13 protein-coding genes are annotated in these 13,504 nt (G+C 67.3%); 12 read left to right on the top strand and 1 reads right to left on the bottom strand.

Annotated elements, in window-relative coordinates; genetic code table 11:
- Positions 1-374: 374 nt before the first annotated feature.
- The gene (gene ychF, locus ACG0Z3_RS22795; RefSeq protein ID WP_394402255.1) at positions 375-1,466 is read right to left on the bottom strand and encodes a redox-regulated ATPase YchF; all 1,092 of its coding nucleotides are present in this window, start codon (positions 1,464-1,466) and stop codon (positions 375-377) included.
- Between the two features lie 131 nt (positions 1,467-1,597).
- Between ychF and ACG0Z3_RS22790 the strand changes: the two genes are divergently transcribed.
- From ACG0Z3_RS22790 to ACG0Z3_RS22735, 12 genes are all read left to right on the top strand, one after another.
- Positions 1,598-2,719 carry an FAD-dependent monooxygenase gene (locus tag ACG0Z3_RS22790; RefSeq protein ID WP_394402250.1) on the top strand — a complete coding sequence of 374 codons (1,122 nt, stop codon included), beginning with the start codon at positions 1,598-1,600 and terminating at the stop codon, positions 2,717-2,719.
- A 24-nt stretch (positions 2,720-2,743) separates the two neighbouring features.
- Positions 2,744-3,478 (top strand): DsbC family protein, encoded by a 735-nt coding sequence (locus ACG0Z3_RS22785; RefSeq protein ID WP_394402247.1) that lies wholly within the window; start codon positions 2,744-2,746, stop codon positions 3,476-3,478.
- Positions 3,479-3,483: 5 nt separating this feature from the next.
- Entirely contained in the window at positions 3,484-3,915 is a 432-nt protein-coding gene (locus ACG0Z3_RS22780; RefSeq protein ID WP_394402244.1) for a DUF3429 domain-containing protein, read from the top strand.
- A complete protein-coding gene (locus tag ACG0Z3_RS22775; RefSeq protein ID WP_394402241.1) occupies positions 3,915-5,633 on the top strand; it encodes a M61 family metallopeptidase in 1,719 nt (572 codons plus the stop codon). Before ACG0Z3_RS22780 ends, ACG0Z3_RS22775 begins: the two co-directional genes overlap by 1 nt.
- Positions 5,630-6,736: a DUF3108 domain-containing protein gene (locus ACG0Z3_RS22770; protein WP_394402238.1), complete on the top strand. Its 1,107-nt coding sequence runs from the start codon at positions 5,630-5,632 to the stop codon at positions 6,734-6,736. Before ACG0Z3_RS22775 ends, ACG0Z3_RS22770 begins: the two co-directional genes overlap by 4 nt.
- Entirely contained in the window at positions 6,733-7,521 is a 789-nt protein-coding gene (locus ACG0Z3_RS22765) for an enoyl-CoA hydratase (protein WP_394402236.1), read from the top strand. The genes ACG0Z3_RS22770 and ACG0Z3_RS22765 overlap by 4 nt, the downstream gene beginning before the upstream one ends.
- A gap of 189 nt (positions 7,522-7,710) precedes the next feature.
- Positions 7,711-8,094, top strand: coding sequence for a DUF4148 domain-containing protein (locus ACG0Z3_RS22760; RefSeq protein ID WP_394402233.1), 384 nt, complete (start codon positions 7,711-7,713; stop codon positions 8,092-8,094).
- 115 nt (positions 8,095-8,209) lie between these two features.
- The gene (locus ACG0Z3_RS22755; protein ID WP_394402230.1) at positions 8,210-9,244 is read left to right on the top strand and encodes a substrate-binding domain-containing protein; all 1,035 of its coding nucleotides are present in this window, start codon (positions 8,210-8,212) and stop codon (positions 9,242-9,244) included.
- 8 nt (positions 9,245-9,252) lie between these two features.
- The gene (locus ACG0Z3_RS22750; protein ID WP_394402227.1) at positions 9,253-10,392 is read left to right on the top strand and encodes a sugar ABC transporter permease; all 1,140 of its coding nucleotides are present in this window, start codon (positions 9,253-9,255) and stop codon (positions 10,390-10,392) included.
- A complete protein-coding gene (locus ACG0Z3_RS22745) occupies positions 10,389-11,135 on the top strand; it encodes an ATP-binding cassette domain-containing protein (protein ID WP_394402224.1) in 747 nt (248 codons plus the stop codon). The genes ACG0Z3_RS22750 and ACG0Z3_RS22745 overlap by 4 nt, the downstream gene beginning before the upstream one ends.
- A 132-nt stretch (positions 11,136-11,267) precedes the next feature.
- Positions 11,268-12,386: an acyltransferase family protein gene (locus ACG0Z3_RS22740; protein WP_394402221.1), complete on the top strand. Its 1,119-nt coding sequence runs from the start codon at positions 11,268-11,270 to the stop codon at positions 12,384-12,386.
- Positions 12,387-12,939: 553 nt separating this feature from the next.
- Positions 12,940-13,504: transposase (locus ACG0Z3_RS22735; RefSeq protein ID WP_394402218.1), on the top strand; the 565-nt coding region annotated here is incomplete at its 3' end.

The following is a 13,504-nucleotide window of genomic DNA, read 5'->3' as shown; positions in this document are numbered from 1 at the left end:
AAGTAGGTCATCGTCAGGCTATTATTTAAAGCCAACCCCCATCAGTCTAAAGCTGGTGGGGGTTTTGCTTTTGGGGAATTCAAATCGATGGGTGACAGCAATGTCGGCCGCGGCGCGTTGCATCCTCTGAAGGTGTCGAATTCGTTTCGGCCGCGAGTTTGTGGTAATCGCACCTGGTTGCTCTCCTCAGGGAACATCGATCCCCCTCTCAACGGCACTTCGCCGAATGCTGCGGGAATTCTTGCGAATCTGGGGCTGACTCTGCTGCTCTCCGCTGCGTAGCGCCACAAGGGCGGCCGCGCTTCAGACATGAAAGAACCCGCCTGGGCGGGTTCAAAAAAAACTGACACGTCAAGCTGACAAATTAATATCGCTCAGACGTTGAACAGGAAGTGCAGCACGTCGCCATCCTTGACGACATATTCCTTGCCTTCCGCGCGCATCTTGCCGGCGTCCTTGGCGCCTTGCTCGCCGCGGTACTGGATGAAATCGTCGTAGGCGATGGTCTGAGCGCGGATGTAGCCGCGTTCGAAGTCCGTGTGGATGACGCCGGCAGCCTGCGGGCCGGTGTCGCCTATGCGAATGGTCCAGGCGCGAACTTCCTTCACGCCGGCGGTGAAGTAGGTCTGCAGGCCCAGCAGCTTGAAGGCGGCGCGAATCAGTCGGTTCAGGCCCGGCTCGTCTTGGCCCATCTCGGCCAGGAACATTGCGCGATCCTCGTCCTCCATCTCCGCGAGTTCGGCCTCGGTCTTGGCGCAGATCGCGACGACCGGGCCGTTCTGGGCCGCTGCATATTCCTTCAGGCGGTCGAGGAAGGGGTTGTTCTCGAAGCCGTCTTCCGACACGTTGCCCACGAACATGGCCGGTTTTGCCGTGATCAGGCACAGCGGCTTGAGGATGGCCAGTTCTTCCTTGCTGAAGTCGATGGTGCGGACCGGCTTGGCCTGATCCAGTGATGCCTGGCACTTCTCCAGCACCTTCACCAGCGCGATGGCGTCCTTGTCGCCAGCGCGAGCGACCTTGTTGTAGCGGTGCAGGCTCTTCTCGACGGTGCCGAGGTCGGCCAGGCAGAGTTCGGTCTGGATGACCTCGATGTCGGAGATCGGGTCGACCTTGCCGTTGACGTGAATCACGTTCGGGTCTTCAAAGCAGCGAACGACGTTGACGATCGCGTCGGTCTCGCGGATGTGCGAGAGGAACTGATTGCCAAGGCCTTCACCCTTGCTGGCGCCAGCGACGAGGCCGGCGATGTCCACGAACTCGACCACGGCCGGCAGCACGCGCTCAGGCTTGACGATGTCCGCCAGCGCTGCGAGGCGAGGGTCGGGCAGCTCGACGATGCCGACGTTGGGCTCGATCGTGCAGAACGGGTAGTTCTCGGCGGCGATGCCGGCTTTGGTCAGGGCGTTGAAGAGCGTGGACTTGCCGACGTTGGGCAGGCCCACGATGCCGCATTTGAGGCTCATGGCGGGGCTTTCTGATGGGAAGGGCAGGCCGCCCGAGCTGAGCAGGCGCCGAAGGGTGTGATTTTAGTCGGGCATACGGGCCATGCTGCAGGCCGCTCTTTCGGTCATACCCCGCTGCCTACAATCGCCGGATGCAAAGCGTGGATGTGTTGATCAAGGGGCGTGGTGCCGTGGGCAGCAGCCTTGCGCTCGCGTTGGCTGCCCAGGGATTGACGGTGGGCATGGCCGGTGCCGCCCTGCCGTCGCGCACAGGTGACGTGCGCACCTACGCGCTCAACGCCGCGTCCGTTGAACTGTTGACCGAGTTGAAGGTGTGGGGCAGTTTGCCGGCATCGGCGATCTGCCCCGTGTACGACATGGTGGTCTACGGAGATGCGAGTGCCGGGCGCGCGGGCGGCCGGCTGAGTTTCTCCGCCTGGCAGCAGGGCTTGCGCGAGCTGGCCGTCATCGTGGACGCGGCAGCCCTCGATGCGCAACTCGCGACGGCCCTGCGTTTTTCTCCTCATGTGCATGTGGTGGCGGACGACACGCCGGCCGCATTGACTGCGTTGTGCGAGGGGCGCGAGTCGGCAGCGCGCTCCGCGCTGGGGGTGCAGTTCGAGCCCAAGGCCTACGGCCACCATGCGCTGGCGGCGCGCGTCAGTGCCGACCGCGGGCACCAAGGCGTCGCCCGGCAATGGTTCGGTCCGGGTGGCGAGGTGCTGGCACTGCTGCCTTTCGAGCAGCCGACGGCCGGGGCGTCGTATGGGCTGGTGTGGTCTTGTGAGCAGGCCCGGGCAGACGCGTTGAAGTGCATGTCTGCGGCCGACTTCGAGGACGAGCTGAATCGTGCAACCGACGGTGCTGCCGGCCTGCTGACGCTGGGCAGCGAGCGCGCGACCTGGCCGTTGGCGCTGGCCCGTGCCGATGCGGTCAGCGGCGCCGGCTGGGTCTTGTTGGGCGATGCTGCCCACGTCGTGCATCCGTTGGCGGGTCAGGGCTTGAACCTCGGGCTGGCCGATGTGGCGGCTCTGTCGCGCGTGCTGGCCGGGCGCGAAGCCTGGCGGCCGCTGGGCGATGAACGCCTGCTGCGCCGCTATGCGCGGGAGCGCTTGGCGCCCACGCTGGCGATGGGTGAACTGACCGATGCGCTGCAGCGGCTGTTCGCGCATGGATCGCCGGCCGCTCATGGTCTGCGCAATCGCGGCCTGGACGCGCTCAATCAACTCACTCCCGTCAAGCGCTGGTTGACCCATCGCGCGCTCGGGCTCTAAGCCAAACGCCCTTTTCATCCCATCGTGCAGTTCCCTCTCGCCCGCCTCCTGACCGGCTTGCTGGCCGCCGCCTGTTTGCCTGCCCTGGCCAACGAGGCCGTCATCCGCAAGTCCATCGCCGAACGCATGCCCAACGCCCCCAAGATCGACGAGGTGAAGCCCTCGCCGGTGCCGGGGCTGTGGGAGATCCGCATCGGCAACGAGATCCGCTACATGGACCCGACCGGCGTCTTCCTCATCGAGGGTGAGCTGATCGACTTGAAGGCCAAGAAGAACCTCACCGAGGAGCGCGTCAACCAAATCAACCGGGTGGATTTCGCGACGCTGCCATTCAAGGATGCCGTGGTCTGGAAGAGTGGCAACGGCAAGCGCCGCGTCGCGGTCTTCGCCGATCCGAACTGCGGCTACTGCAAGCGCTTCGAAGCTTCGCTGCAGGAGCTCAAGGACGTCACGGTCTACACCTTCCTGCTGCCCATCCTGGGCGGCGACTCGCCCGAGAAGTCACGCGCCATTTGGTGCGCCAAGGACCGCATCGGCGCCTGGCAGGGCTGGATGCTCCGCAGCGAGGCGCCGCCCAAGGCCGCCGCCAACTGCGACAGCACGGCCATTGACCGCAACCTGGCCCTGTCGCGCAAGATCCACGTGAGCGGAACGCCTGCCATCCTGCTGGAAGATGGCAACCGCATCCCCGGCGCCGTGGGCGCCGTCGAGTTGGAGCGCCGTCTGCAACTGCTGGCCGCCCCGGCCGGTAAGTCCTGAACGCCATGAGTGTCGATAACCGCCAACTGGCCCATCGCCTGGCGTATGCCGGGCTGTTGCCCTTCGTGCTGGGTTGCCTGCTGATCTGGCTGGTCGTCCACCCGGAGGCCCATGCCTTCGTCAGCCTGGCGCTGTCTGCCTATGCGGCGCTGATCATCTCCTTCCTGGGCGGTATTCAGTGGGGCCTGTCCTTCGCGCGCGGGTTGCCGCTGCGGCCGTCACTGATCTGGGGCATCTCGGCATCACTGCTGGGCTGGGTGGGCGTGCTCATGCTGCCCTACGGCGGCCTGGCATTGCATGGCGCGGTGCTGATTGCCTGCTACCTGATGGACCGCCGGCTGTACCCGCTGCTGGGCGTGGCCGACTGGCTCACCTTGCGCTTCCGGCTGACGCTGGTGGCCTCGTTGAGCTGCTTCCTGGCCGCGGCGGGCAGCTGATGGCCGGGCCGGGCTACGTCGTCGAGCTGGCCGACCTGGCAGCCCACCGCTACCGCGTCACCCTGACCTTGCCAGCGCCCGCGGCGGAGCAGGCGTTCAGCCTGCCGGTGTGGATTCCGGGAAGCTACCTGGTGCGTGAGTTCGCGAAGCACCTGAGCGGCCTGACCGCCCACCAGGGCGGGCAGCCCCGGGCTGTCGAGCAGCGGGACAAGGCCAGTTGGCGCGTGCGCTGCGACGGCCCCGCGCCACTGGTGCTCAGCTACGACGTCTACGCCTTCGACGCGTCGGTGCGCACCGCCTGGCTGGACAGCGAGCGCGCGTTCTTCAACCCCAGCAGCCTGTGCCTGCGCGCGCATGGGCGCGAGGCTCAGGTGCACCGCCTCGCGCTGACGGGCGTGCCCGAGGGCTGGCGTGTGGCCACGGAGATGCGGGCCGACGCCGACAGCTTTGAGGCCGCGGACTACGACGAGCTGCTGGACCACCCGTTCGAGATCGGCGCGCATTGGCAGGGCGATTTCACCGCGGCGGGTGTGCCGCACCGCATCGTCGTGGCGGGTGCCTGGCCCAGCTTCGATGGCCAGCGCCTGTTGGCCGACGTGCAGCGCATCTGCGAGGCCCAGATCGCCTTCTGGGGCGCGGCGCCGTTCCCGCGCTACAGCTTCCTGCTGTGGGCCGTGGACGATGGGCACGGTGGCCTGGAGCACCGCGACAGCACGGCGCTGATCTGCGCCCGCCGCGAACTGCCCACCGCGCAGGAAGGCGCCTCGCCCAGCGAGCCCTACGCGCGGCTGCTGGGCCTGTTCAGCCACGAATACTTTCACGCCTGGAACGTCAAGCGGCTGCGGCCCGCTGAGTTCGTCCGCTTCGACTACCAGCGTGAAAACTACACCGAGCTGTTGTGGTTCTTCGAGGGTTTCACGAGCTACTACGACGAGCTGTTTCTTAGCCGCGCCGGTCTGGTGGACGAAGGCCGCTACCTGAAGCTGCTGGCGGCGTCCGTCAATGGCGTGCTGGCGACGCCGGGGCGCCGGGTGCAGCCGCTCAGCAGCGCCAGCTTCGAGGCCTGGACCAAGTACTACCGGCCCGACGAGAACAGCCCCAACACGACGAGCAACTACTACGCGCAAGGCGCTCTGGTGGCGCTGTGCCTGGACCTGAGCCTGCGTGAGCGCAATGCCAACCTCGACCTGCTGATGCGCCAGCTGTGGCGCGTGCATGGCGGCGGGCCTGTCAGCGAAGCGGACATCCTGGCGGCCGTGGCCGCGCTGGGCGGCGACGCGCTTGCCGGGCAACTGCAGGCCTGGGTGCATGGCACCGACGAATTGCCGCTGCGCGAGCTGCTCGCCGGCTACGGTGTGGCCTGGCGCGATGAAGGCCGGCAGACGGTGGCCCAGCGCTTGGGCCTGCGGGTGCGCGAGGGGGCGCTGACCGGCATCCAGGTCAGCCACGTGCTGGCCGGTGCCCCTGCCGAGGCCGGGGGCGTCAACGCCCGGGACGAGCTGCTGGGCTGCAACGGATGGCGGCTGCGCCGGCTGGACGACGCCACCGCGCTGCTGCCGCCGCAGGAGGCGACGCTGCGCCTGCTCGTGAGCCGCGACCAGCGCCTCGTCGAGCTGACCGTCGTGTTGCCGCCGCCGGGCCCGGCAGCCGTGGCGCTGGCGCCGGCCGACGGCGAGCATGCCCGCCGCCAGCGCTGGCTGGGCGCCTCGGCGGCGTGAAGACCGCGCGGCCGCCGGCCGTGCTGGTGCTGGCCGTGCTGACCCTGCACCTGCTGCTGGGCCACGAGCTGCAGCGCATTCAGGACGGCTGGCGCGACGACGGGCCGCCCATGCCGCGCCGCCTGCAGGTCGAGTTCGTACAGGAGATGCAGCTGCAGCTGCCGCCGCCGGCGCGGCGTGTGGCCACTGCGCCGCCGGTGCCCGTTCGCGTGCCGGCGACCCGGTCGCCCGTGGACGATGGGCCCTCGCAAGACCTGCCCCCGCCGCCTGCCCCCGCCGCTTCAGCGCCTGTGGTGGCCAGCGCGGCGGACGCGGCCTCCGCGCCCTCCGCGCCCGTTGGCCCCGTCATGCCGGCTGCTGTGGCTGCGTCCGGCCCGGTCAGCGATGAGCCCGGCCCCGAGTGGCCGCTGTCCACGCGGTTGAGCTATGCGATGACCGGCAGCTTCCGTGGCGGCCCCATCCATGGCCAGGCGCAGGTGGAGTGGCTGCGCCAGGGGGCGGCGTATCAGGTGCACCTGGATGTCAGCGCCGGCCCGAGCTTCGCGCCCTTCTTCACGCGGCGCATCAGCAGCCAGGGGCAGCTCACGCCGGACGGCATCGCGCCGCAGCGCTATGACGAGGAGGAGAAGCGCCTGCTGCTGGACGGCTCGCGCGCCAGCGTCTTCTTCCTCGGCGCTGAGGTGCAGCTGGCCCATGGCGTGCGCCAGCCGCTGGCGCGCGGCGCGCAAGACTCGGCCAGCCAGTTCGTGCAACTGACCTGGCTGTTCCTGACCGGCCGCGAGGCGCTGCAGGCGGGGCGCCGGGTCGAGTTCCCGCTGGTGCTGCCGCGCCGGCAGTACGCCTGGCAGTACGAGGTGGTGGGCGAGGCCGTGGTGGACACGCCGATGGGGCCGCTCGTCAGCTGGCACCTGCGGCCCACGCAGCCGGTGGTCGGAGGCGACCTGGCGGCCGAGCTGTGGGTAGCGCCGGCGCTGCAATACCTGCCGGTGCGCCTGCTCATCCGCCAGAGCGCCGAGACGGTCATCGACCTCACGCTCAAGAGCGCACCCCTGCAGGCGGCGCCAGAATCCCCCAACGACATCCCCCGGAGGCTGAGCCCATGACCTACGAATGCATCCTGACCGCCGTGCATGGCGACGGCCCGCGCAAGACCGCGCTGATCACGCTGAACCGCCCCAAGGCCCTGAATGCGCTGAACGACCCGCTGATGGACGAGCTGGGCGAGGCGCTGCTGGCCTTCGACGCCGATGACGGCATCGGTTGCATCGTGCTGACGGGTTCCGATCGGGCGTTCGCGGCCGGGGCGGACATCCCGACCATGCTGCCGCACACCTTCGCCAGCGCGTTCAAGAGCGGCCTGCTGTCCAAGAACTGGGAAACCATCCTGCAGGTGCGCAAGCCCGTCATCGCGGCGGTGGCAGGTTTCGCGCTGGGTGGCGGCTGCGAGCTGGCCATGATGTGCGACTTCATCATCGCGGCCGACACGGCCAGGTTCGGCCAGCCGGAGATCAAGCTGGGCGTGGTGCCCGGCGCCGGCGGCACGCAGCGCCTGCCGCGCTCCATTGGCAAAAGCAAAGCCATGGACATGCTGCTGACCGCCCGCATGATGGATGCTGCCGAGGCCGAGCGCGCCGGGCTGGTGTCGCGTGTGGTGCCCGCGGCCACGCTGATCGACGAGGCGCTGGCGGCGGCGGAGACCATCAACGGCTTCAGCGCGCCGTCGGTGGCGCTGGTCAAGGAGCTCGTCAACCTGGCCTACCAGACCCCGCTGCGCGACGGCGTGGCTGTGGAGCGGCGCTACTTCCACGCGCTGTTCGGCAGCCACGATCAGCGTGAGGGCATGGAAGCCTTTCTCGCCAAGCGGGCGCCGCAGTTCCAGCACCGTTGATGCTTGGAAAATCGGGCATAACAGCGGCGACTCTCGCTCAACTGTTTACGTTGCGTGAATAGTCAGTTCCGGCTGCCCTGGTGTTTCTACTGAGATTGGCTCCCTACAGTGCAGGGCATGGACAACGCGGTCGCGGTGTCCGACTGACCCGAGGCAGGACGCACCTGCCAAGCCCTGAAGGAGCCCGCCATGAACACACTGTTCGCCACCGTGAATGCCACCCTTGCCGCTGCCCTGCTGATCGCTGCCGGCAGCGCCTCCGCCCAGGCGGCGGAGGCCAAGCCGCTGACCCGTGAGCAAGTCATTGCCGAGCTGGTGGCCGCCCGCAGCAGCGGCGAGCTGGATCGCATCCGCGGCGAAGCCGGTGTCGACATCGCGAGCCCTGCCAAGGTGACGCCCGTCGCCGCGGGCGCGCTGCCGCGCCAGGCCGTGCTGACCGTCAAGCCGACCGAGGTGCGCAGCGAGAAGTCCGCCGCCGCGCTGGCCGCCGACCATGGCGAGAACGCGGCCCGCGAGCTGGGGGATTTCCCGCAGCCCAACATCCGCCGCACGCCCGTGCTGGCCGGCCGCTGAAACAAAGCGGTTTCAAGGTGTCGAAAGGCGACCCGCGAGGGTCGCTTTTTTGCGTCCTGCGTTCCTAGAATCCGCCGCCCGGCCTAGACCTTCAATCACGGGCGATGGAGACAAGATGCGCAGACAGCAGATGTGGGCAGCGGCAACGCTGGTGATGGGTTCTCTGGCCTCGATGACAGCGTTGGCTGCCGGCCCCGTGGTGGGCGTGAGCTGGTCCAACTTCCAGGAAGAGCGCTGGAAGACCGACGAGGCCGCCATCAAGGCCGAGCTGGCCCGCCTGGGCGCCAGCTACGTGAGCGCCGATGCCGGCGGCTCGCCGGAGAAGCAGATCGGCGACGTCGAGTCCCTGCTGGCCAAGGGCGCCAAGGTGCTCATCATCCTGGCGATGGACAAGGACGCGATCCAACCCGCGCTGAACAAGGCCAAAGCGCGCAAGGTGCCGGTCGTCGCCTACGACCGCCTCATCGAAGCGCCCGAAGTCTTCTACCTGACCTTCGACAACCGCGAGGTCGGCCGCCTGCAGGCCAAGGCCGTGCTGGCCGCCAAGCCGCAGGGCCGCTACGTGATGATCAAGGGCTCGCCCAGTGACCCCAATGCCGACTTCCTGCGCGCCGGCCAGCAAGATGCGCTGGCCGAGGCGGTGAAGAAGGGCGATGTCAAGATCGTCGCCGAGGAATACACCGACGGCTGGAAGCCCGAGGTGGCGCAGAAGAACATGGAGCAGATCCTCACCAAGCTCAAGGGTGGGGTGGACGCGGTCGTCGCCAGCAACGATGGCACCGCCGGCGGCGCCATCGCCGCGCTGGCCGGCAAGGGCATCAAGGGCGTGCCCGTCAGCGGCCAGGACGCCGACCACGCCGCGCTGAACCGCGTGGCCCTGGGCACGCAGACCGTGACCGTCTGGAAGGACTCGCGTACGCTCGGCAAGGAAGCGGCCGCTGCCGCTGTGCGACTGGCCAGCGGCCAGAAGGTGCCGGGTGCCGCGCCCTGGGCCGGCGGCGAGCGCAAGGTCAGCCTGCAGGCCAAGTTCCTCTCGCCCGTGGCCATCACGCAAGCCAACCTGGGCGACGTCATCAGCGCCGGCTGGGTGCCCAAGGCCGTGGTCTGCAAGGGTGTGGACGCCGCCAAGGCGCCGGCCGCCTGCAAGTAAGGCCCCCGATGAACGCCCAGACCCAGCGGCTCGCCGTCATGGCGGCCGTGCTGGTGGCCATCGCCATCGGCTTTCATGCGCTCACCGGCAGCTTCCTGACGGCGGAGAACCTCTACAACATCGCGCAGCAGACGGCGGTGGTCGGCATCGTCGCCAGCGGCATGGCGCTCATCATCGTGGCGCGTCAGATCGACCTGGCCGTGGGCTCGCTGCTGGGCGCCGTCGGCGTGCTGATGGCTTGGCTGCAGTACACGCAGGGCTGGTCGGTCGGCGCCTCGCTGCTGGCTGGGCTGGCCTTTGCGCTGTTGATCGGCTTGTTTCAAGGCTGGCTGTCGGCGGTCATCGGCATCCCGTCCTTCGTCGTCACGCTGGGCGGTCTGGTGTCCTTGCGCGGCGCGGCCTTCCTGATCGCCGACGGCAAGACGCAGCCGGTCACCGAGCCCGGGCTGCTGGCGCTGGGCGGCGGGCTGGACGGGTCGCTCGGTGAGCGCGGCAGCTGGTTGCTCGGGGCAGCGCTCATCGCGTTGATCTGGGGGTGGCAGCTCGTGCAGCGCCGGGCGCTGGTGCGTGCCGGTGGCACGCCGGACGGCAAGGCCGGTCTCATCTCCGGCGTGCTGGGCACGCTGGCGGTGATCGCGGTTGTCGCGGTGTTCAACGCCTACAGGATCGAGGGCCAGGAGCAGGGCCAGGGCTTGCCGCTGCCGCTCGTGATCTGGGCCGCAGTCGTGATCGTGCTCGGCTTCATCGCCAGGCACACGCGCTTCGGCCGCTACGTCTATGCCATCGGCGGCAACCCCGATGCGGCGCGGCTCGCAGGCATCCCGGTCCGGCGCGTGATGATCCAGCTGAACCTGCTGCTGGCTGCGCTTGTCGCGCTGGCGGCAGTGGTGGCCATGGCGCGTCTGAATGCCGGCACCAACTCGATGGGCACGGGCATGGAGCTCACCGTCATCGCCGCGGCCGTCATCGGCGGCGTGTCGCTCGCGGGCGGCAGCGGCAGCGTGGCGGGCACGGTGCTGGGCGCGCTCATCATCCAGAGCATCGACAGCGGCCTGCTGCTGACCGATGTGTCCATTGGCTGGCGCATGGTGGTACTGGGCCAGGTGCTGGTGGCCGCCGTGGTGTTCGATCGCGTGGTGCAGAAATGAATGCGTTGCTGGAAGTTCGCGGTGCGCGCAAATCGTTCGGCGGCGTGCACGCGGTCGATGGCGTGTCCCTGAGCCTGGCGCCCGGTGAGGTGCTGGCGGTGCTGGGCCACAACGGCGCGGGCAAGTCCACGCTGATGCAGATGCTGGCCGGCGCGCTGCCGTTTGACGGCGGCGAGCTGCTGCTGAACGGCAGTCCGGCGAAGTTCGCCAGCCCCGCCGATTCACGTGCGGCGGGCATCGAGACCATCCACCAGAAGCTGGCCCTGGCCGACAACCTCGACTCAGTCGCCAACCTGTTCCTTGGGCGCGAGTTGCGCACCCGCTTCGGCCTGCTGGACGATGCCGCCATGCGCGCCGCCGCCGTGCCGCTGTTCGCCCGGCTGAACCCCAACTTCAAGAACATCGCCGAGCCGGTGCAGTCGCTGTCCGGGGGGCAGCGTCAGGTCGTCGCGATTGCGCGGGCGCTGCAGTTCAAGGCCCGCGTGCTCATCATGGACGAGCCCTGCGCGGCGCTGGGCCCCAGCGAGACGGCGATGGTGCACGACCTCATCCGCCGCCTGGCGGCCGAGGGGGTGGGCATCTTGCTGGTCACGCACGACATGCCGGACGTGTTCGCGCTGTCGAACCGGCTGATGGTCATGAAAAACGGCCGCCTGGTCGGGGTGACGCAGACGGCTGCAGTGACCGAGAACGAGGTGCTGGCGATGATCATCGCGGGTAAGGCGCCTGCGGCTCCGTTGTGAAGGCTTTCAGGCGGCTCTCAACGGGGGCCGGCTAACAGTGCGCCGTGGTCGGAAGACCTTGCTTGGTACGCTGGAATTGATCGACTCTCGTGTCTGTGGAGTGATGTGAACTACGCAATCTGGCCTGGATTCGTGGCGCTGGCGCTGGCGTTGTGCGGTGCATTCCTGTTGGATCGATGGTGGCCGCAGCGCCAGCCAGCAGAACATGTGCGTACGCTCGATGGCTTGCGCGGATATCTCGCATTCGCCGTATTCGTACATCACAGTGTCGTCTGGCAGGCTTACCGAAGTGGGGGGGCTTGGGAAGTTACGCCTTCAACCTTCTACAACAATCTGGGCCACGCGGCGGTGGCGCTGTTCTTCATGCTGACGGCCTTCCTGTTCTACGGGCGCGTGATCAAGGAGAAGGATGTATGCGTGGACTGGCGTCAGCTGTACATCTCCCGTGTGATGCGGCTTGTGCCCGCCTATTGGCTTGCATTGAGCCTTATGGTGCTTATCGCATTCTCGGCAAACGGATTCGTCCTGCGAGTACCACTCCCTGAATTGCTGCAGAGCGTCGGGCAGTGGCTTGGCATGAGTTTTTTGGACGAACCCGACATCAATGGCCTACCCCGAACCAAACTTGTCTTAGCCGGCGTTACCTGGTCGCTGGCATACGAATGGGCGTTCTATTTGTCGCTGCCGCTGATCGCTGTCGCTACTGGTAAGCTACGAACCAGGAAAGCGTTGTTTGCCCCGTTGTTGCTGCTATTGCTATTCCTATCCTGGCGGCCCTCGCTAGTCGTCGCGGCGCCGTTCCTGGGCGGAATCATTGCTGTACATGCGCTTAGCAACGATAGCTTACGGGGCTTGGCCACCACCCGTGCTGGCGCAATCCTGGCGGTTGCCTGCCTTTTGGGGGCGCTGTTTGCGTTCAAGAGCATCTACAGCCTGCTGCCACAAGTGCTGCTGACGGCATTTTTTGTTGTAGTTGCGAGTGGTAATTCGCTCTTTGGCGTACTGGCGACGAGGCTGTCAGTGGCTTTCGGTGCGCCCGCCTACAGCATGTACCTGCTCCATGGCCTCGTGCTCTTTGCCACGTTTCGCCTGATTCTCGGGCCTGCAGCTGCGGCAGCGCTGTCCCCGTTCGAGCATTGGATCGCTGTGTGGTCAATGACGCCGGTCGTCGTCGTGTTGTCCTGGCTCTCCAATCGCCTCGTCGAGCGGCCGTGCATGCGCTGGACTGCAGCATTGAGCCGTCCGGCGTGACGGGAAAGCGCCTGAGCGTGACGCCTCGCCGAGCGGCGCTGGGAAGAGGACGACGACCCGGATCGGCGGCGAGTCGGTGATGAGCTTCATCAGCCGGACGGCGCCGATGCTGCAGTCGCCGGTCGAGGGGGGCGCAGGCTGACGTCAACGAGGACGAGGTGCTGGGGATGATCAGCGCAGGCAAGGCGCCGGCCGTGGCGGCTGCCTGAATTTGTTTCTCATTCTGGGCAGAGTGAACTCTTTGACTGAAACGAGAATCAAATATGGGCCGCCGCCGCCTGAACCACATCGTCATAGCGCTGAGCGAGAGGATCTGTATTTTTGTACAGCATCATGCGTCGCACCGGGCGGGACTGGTGACGGGAGGTCGCTCCGCCAGGAGCCGGGCTGCCGATGGCTCAGGAACTTGCGATGCGCTGTGACTACGAAGTCGGCCCTGCAAAACGCCTACAACCCGCATGAACACTAGCGATGCGGGGTGAATGCCGATGGTCAGAACTCCCAGAATCAAATTCAATGGCAATTGATTTCTGGGAGTTCTGGAGGACAGGCGATGGCGACCGACGACTTCTTTCGCGCACGACTGGACGGCATGGTGGATCCCCGTCATCCGCTTGCCGTTCTTGCCCGGCGGATGCCCTGGTCGCAGATTGAAGCGTCGCTGGCCCCGCTGTTCGCCCGCAAGGCGCGCATTGGCAAGTCCCGTGACGACGCGGACATGTTCGGCCCCACGGTGGTGGTGGCCGCGGGCGGCGTCAGTCGCGCGGGCCGGCCGCGCCTGCCGATCCGACTGATGGTCTCGCTGCTGTACCTCAAGCACGCGTTCAACGAGAGTGATGAATCCGTGGTCGAGCGCTGGAGCGAGAACGTGGTCTGGCAACTCTTCAGCGGCATGGAGTACTACCAGAGCAAGCTGCCCTGCGACGCCACGCAGCTCGGTCGCTTCCGACGCGTGCTGGGTGAAGCCGGCGTGGAGCAGTTGCTCAAGACCACCATCGAGGCGGCCGTGGCCATGAAGGCCGTCAAGCCCGTCGAGCTGGAGCGAGTGACGGTCGACACCACGGTCCAGGAGAAGGCCATTGCCCATCCGACCGACAGCCGGTTGCTGGAAGTGGCGC

Origin of the sequence: Pelomonas margarita (assembly GCF_043555875.1) — a bacterium.
GTDB classification, from domain to species: Bacteria; Pseudomonadota; Gammaproteobacteria; order Burkholderiales; family Burkholderiaceae_C; genus Pelomonas; species Pelomonas margarita.
The sequence above is the reverse complement of the archived record's forward strand: the minus strand, read 5'-3'. Positions and strand labels throughout refer to the sequence as shown.

Excerpts from the sequence above, each read along its gene's own strand:
- ACG0Z3_RS22790 (WP_394402250.1), top strand. The coding sequence starts at position 1,598 with ATGCAAAGCGTGGATGTGTTGATCAAGGGGCGTGGTGCCGTGGGCAGC.
- ACG0Z3_RS22775 (WP_394402241.1), top strand. The coding sequence starts at position 3,915 with ATGGCCGGGCCGGGCTACGTCGTCGAGCTGGCCGACCTGGCAGCCCAC.
- ACG0Z3_RS22745 (WP_394402224.1), top strand. The coding sequence starts at position 10,389 with ATGAATGCGTTGCTGGAAGTTCGCGGTGCGCGCAAATCGTTCGGCGGC.
- ACG0Z3_RS22750 (WP_394402227.1), top strand. The coding sequence starts at position 9,253 with ATGAACGCCCAGACCCAGCGGCTCGCCGTCATGGCGGCCGTGCTGGTG.
- ACG0Z3_RS22755 (WP_394402230.1), top strand. The coding sequence starts at position 8,210 with ATGCGCAGACAGCAGATGTGGGCAGCGGCAACGCTGGTGATGGGTTCT.
- ACG0Z3_RS22780 (WP_394402244.1), top strand. The coding sequence starts at position 3,484 with ATGAGTGTCGATAACCGCCAACTGGCCCATCGCCTGGCGTATGCCGGG.
- ACG0Z3_RS22765 (WP_394402236.1), top strand. The coding sequence starts at position 6,733 with ATGACCTACGAATGCATCCTGACCGCCGTGCATGGCGACGGCCCGCGC.
- ACG0Z3_RS22760 (WP_394402233.1), top strand. The coding sequence starts at position 7,711 with ATGAACACACTGTTCGCCACCGTGAATGCCACCCTTGCCGCTGCCCTG.
- ychF (WP_394402255.1), bottom strand. The coding sequence starts at position 1,466 with ATGAGCCTCAAATGCGGCATCGTGGGCCTGCCCAACGTCGGCAAGTCC.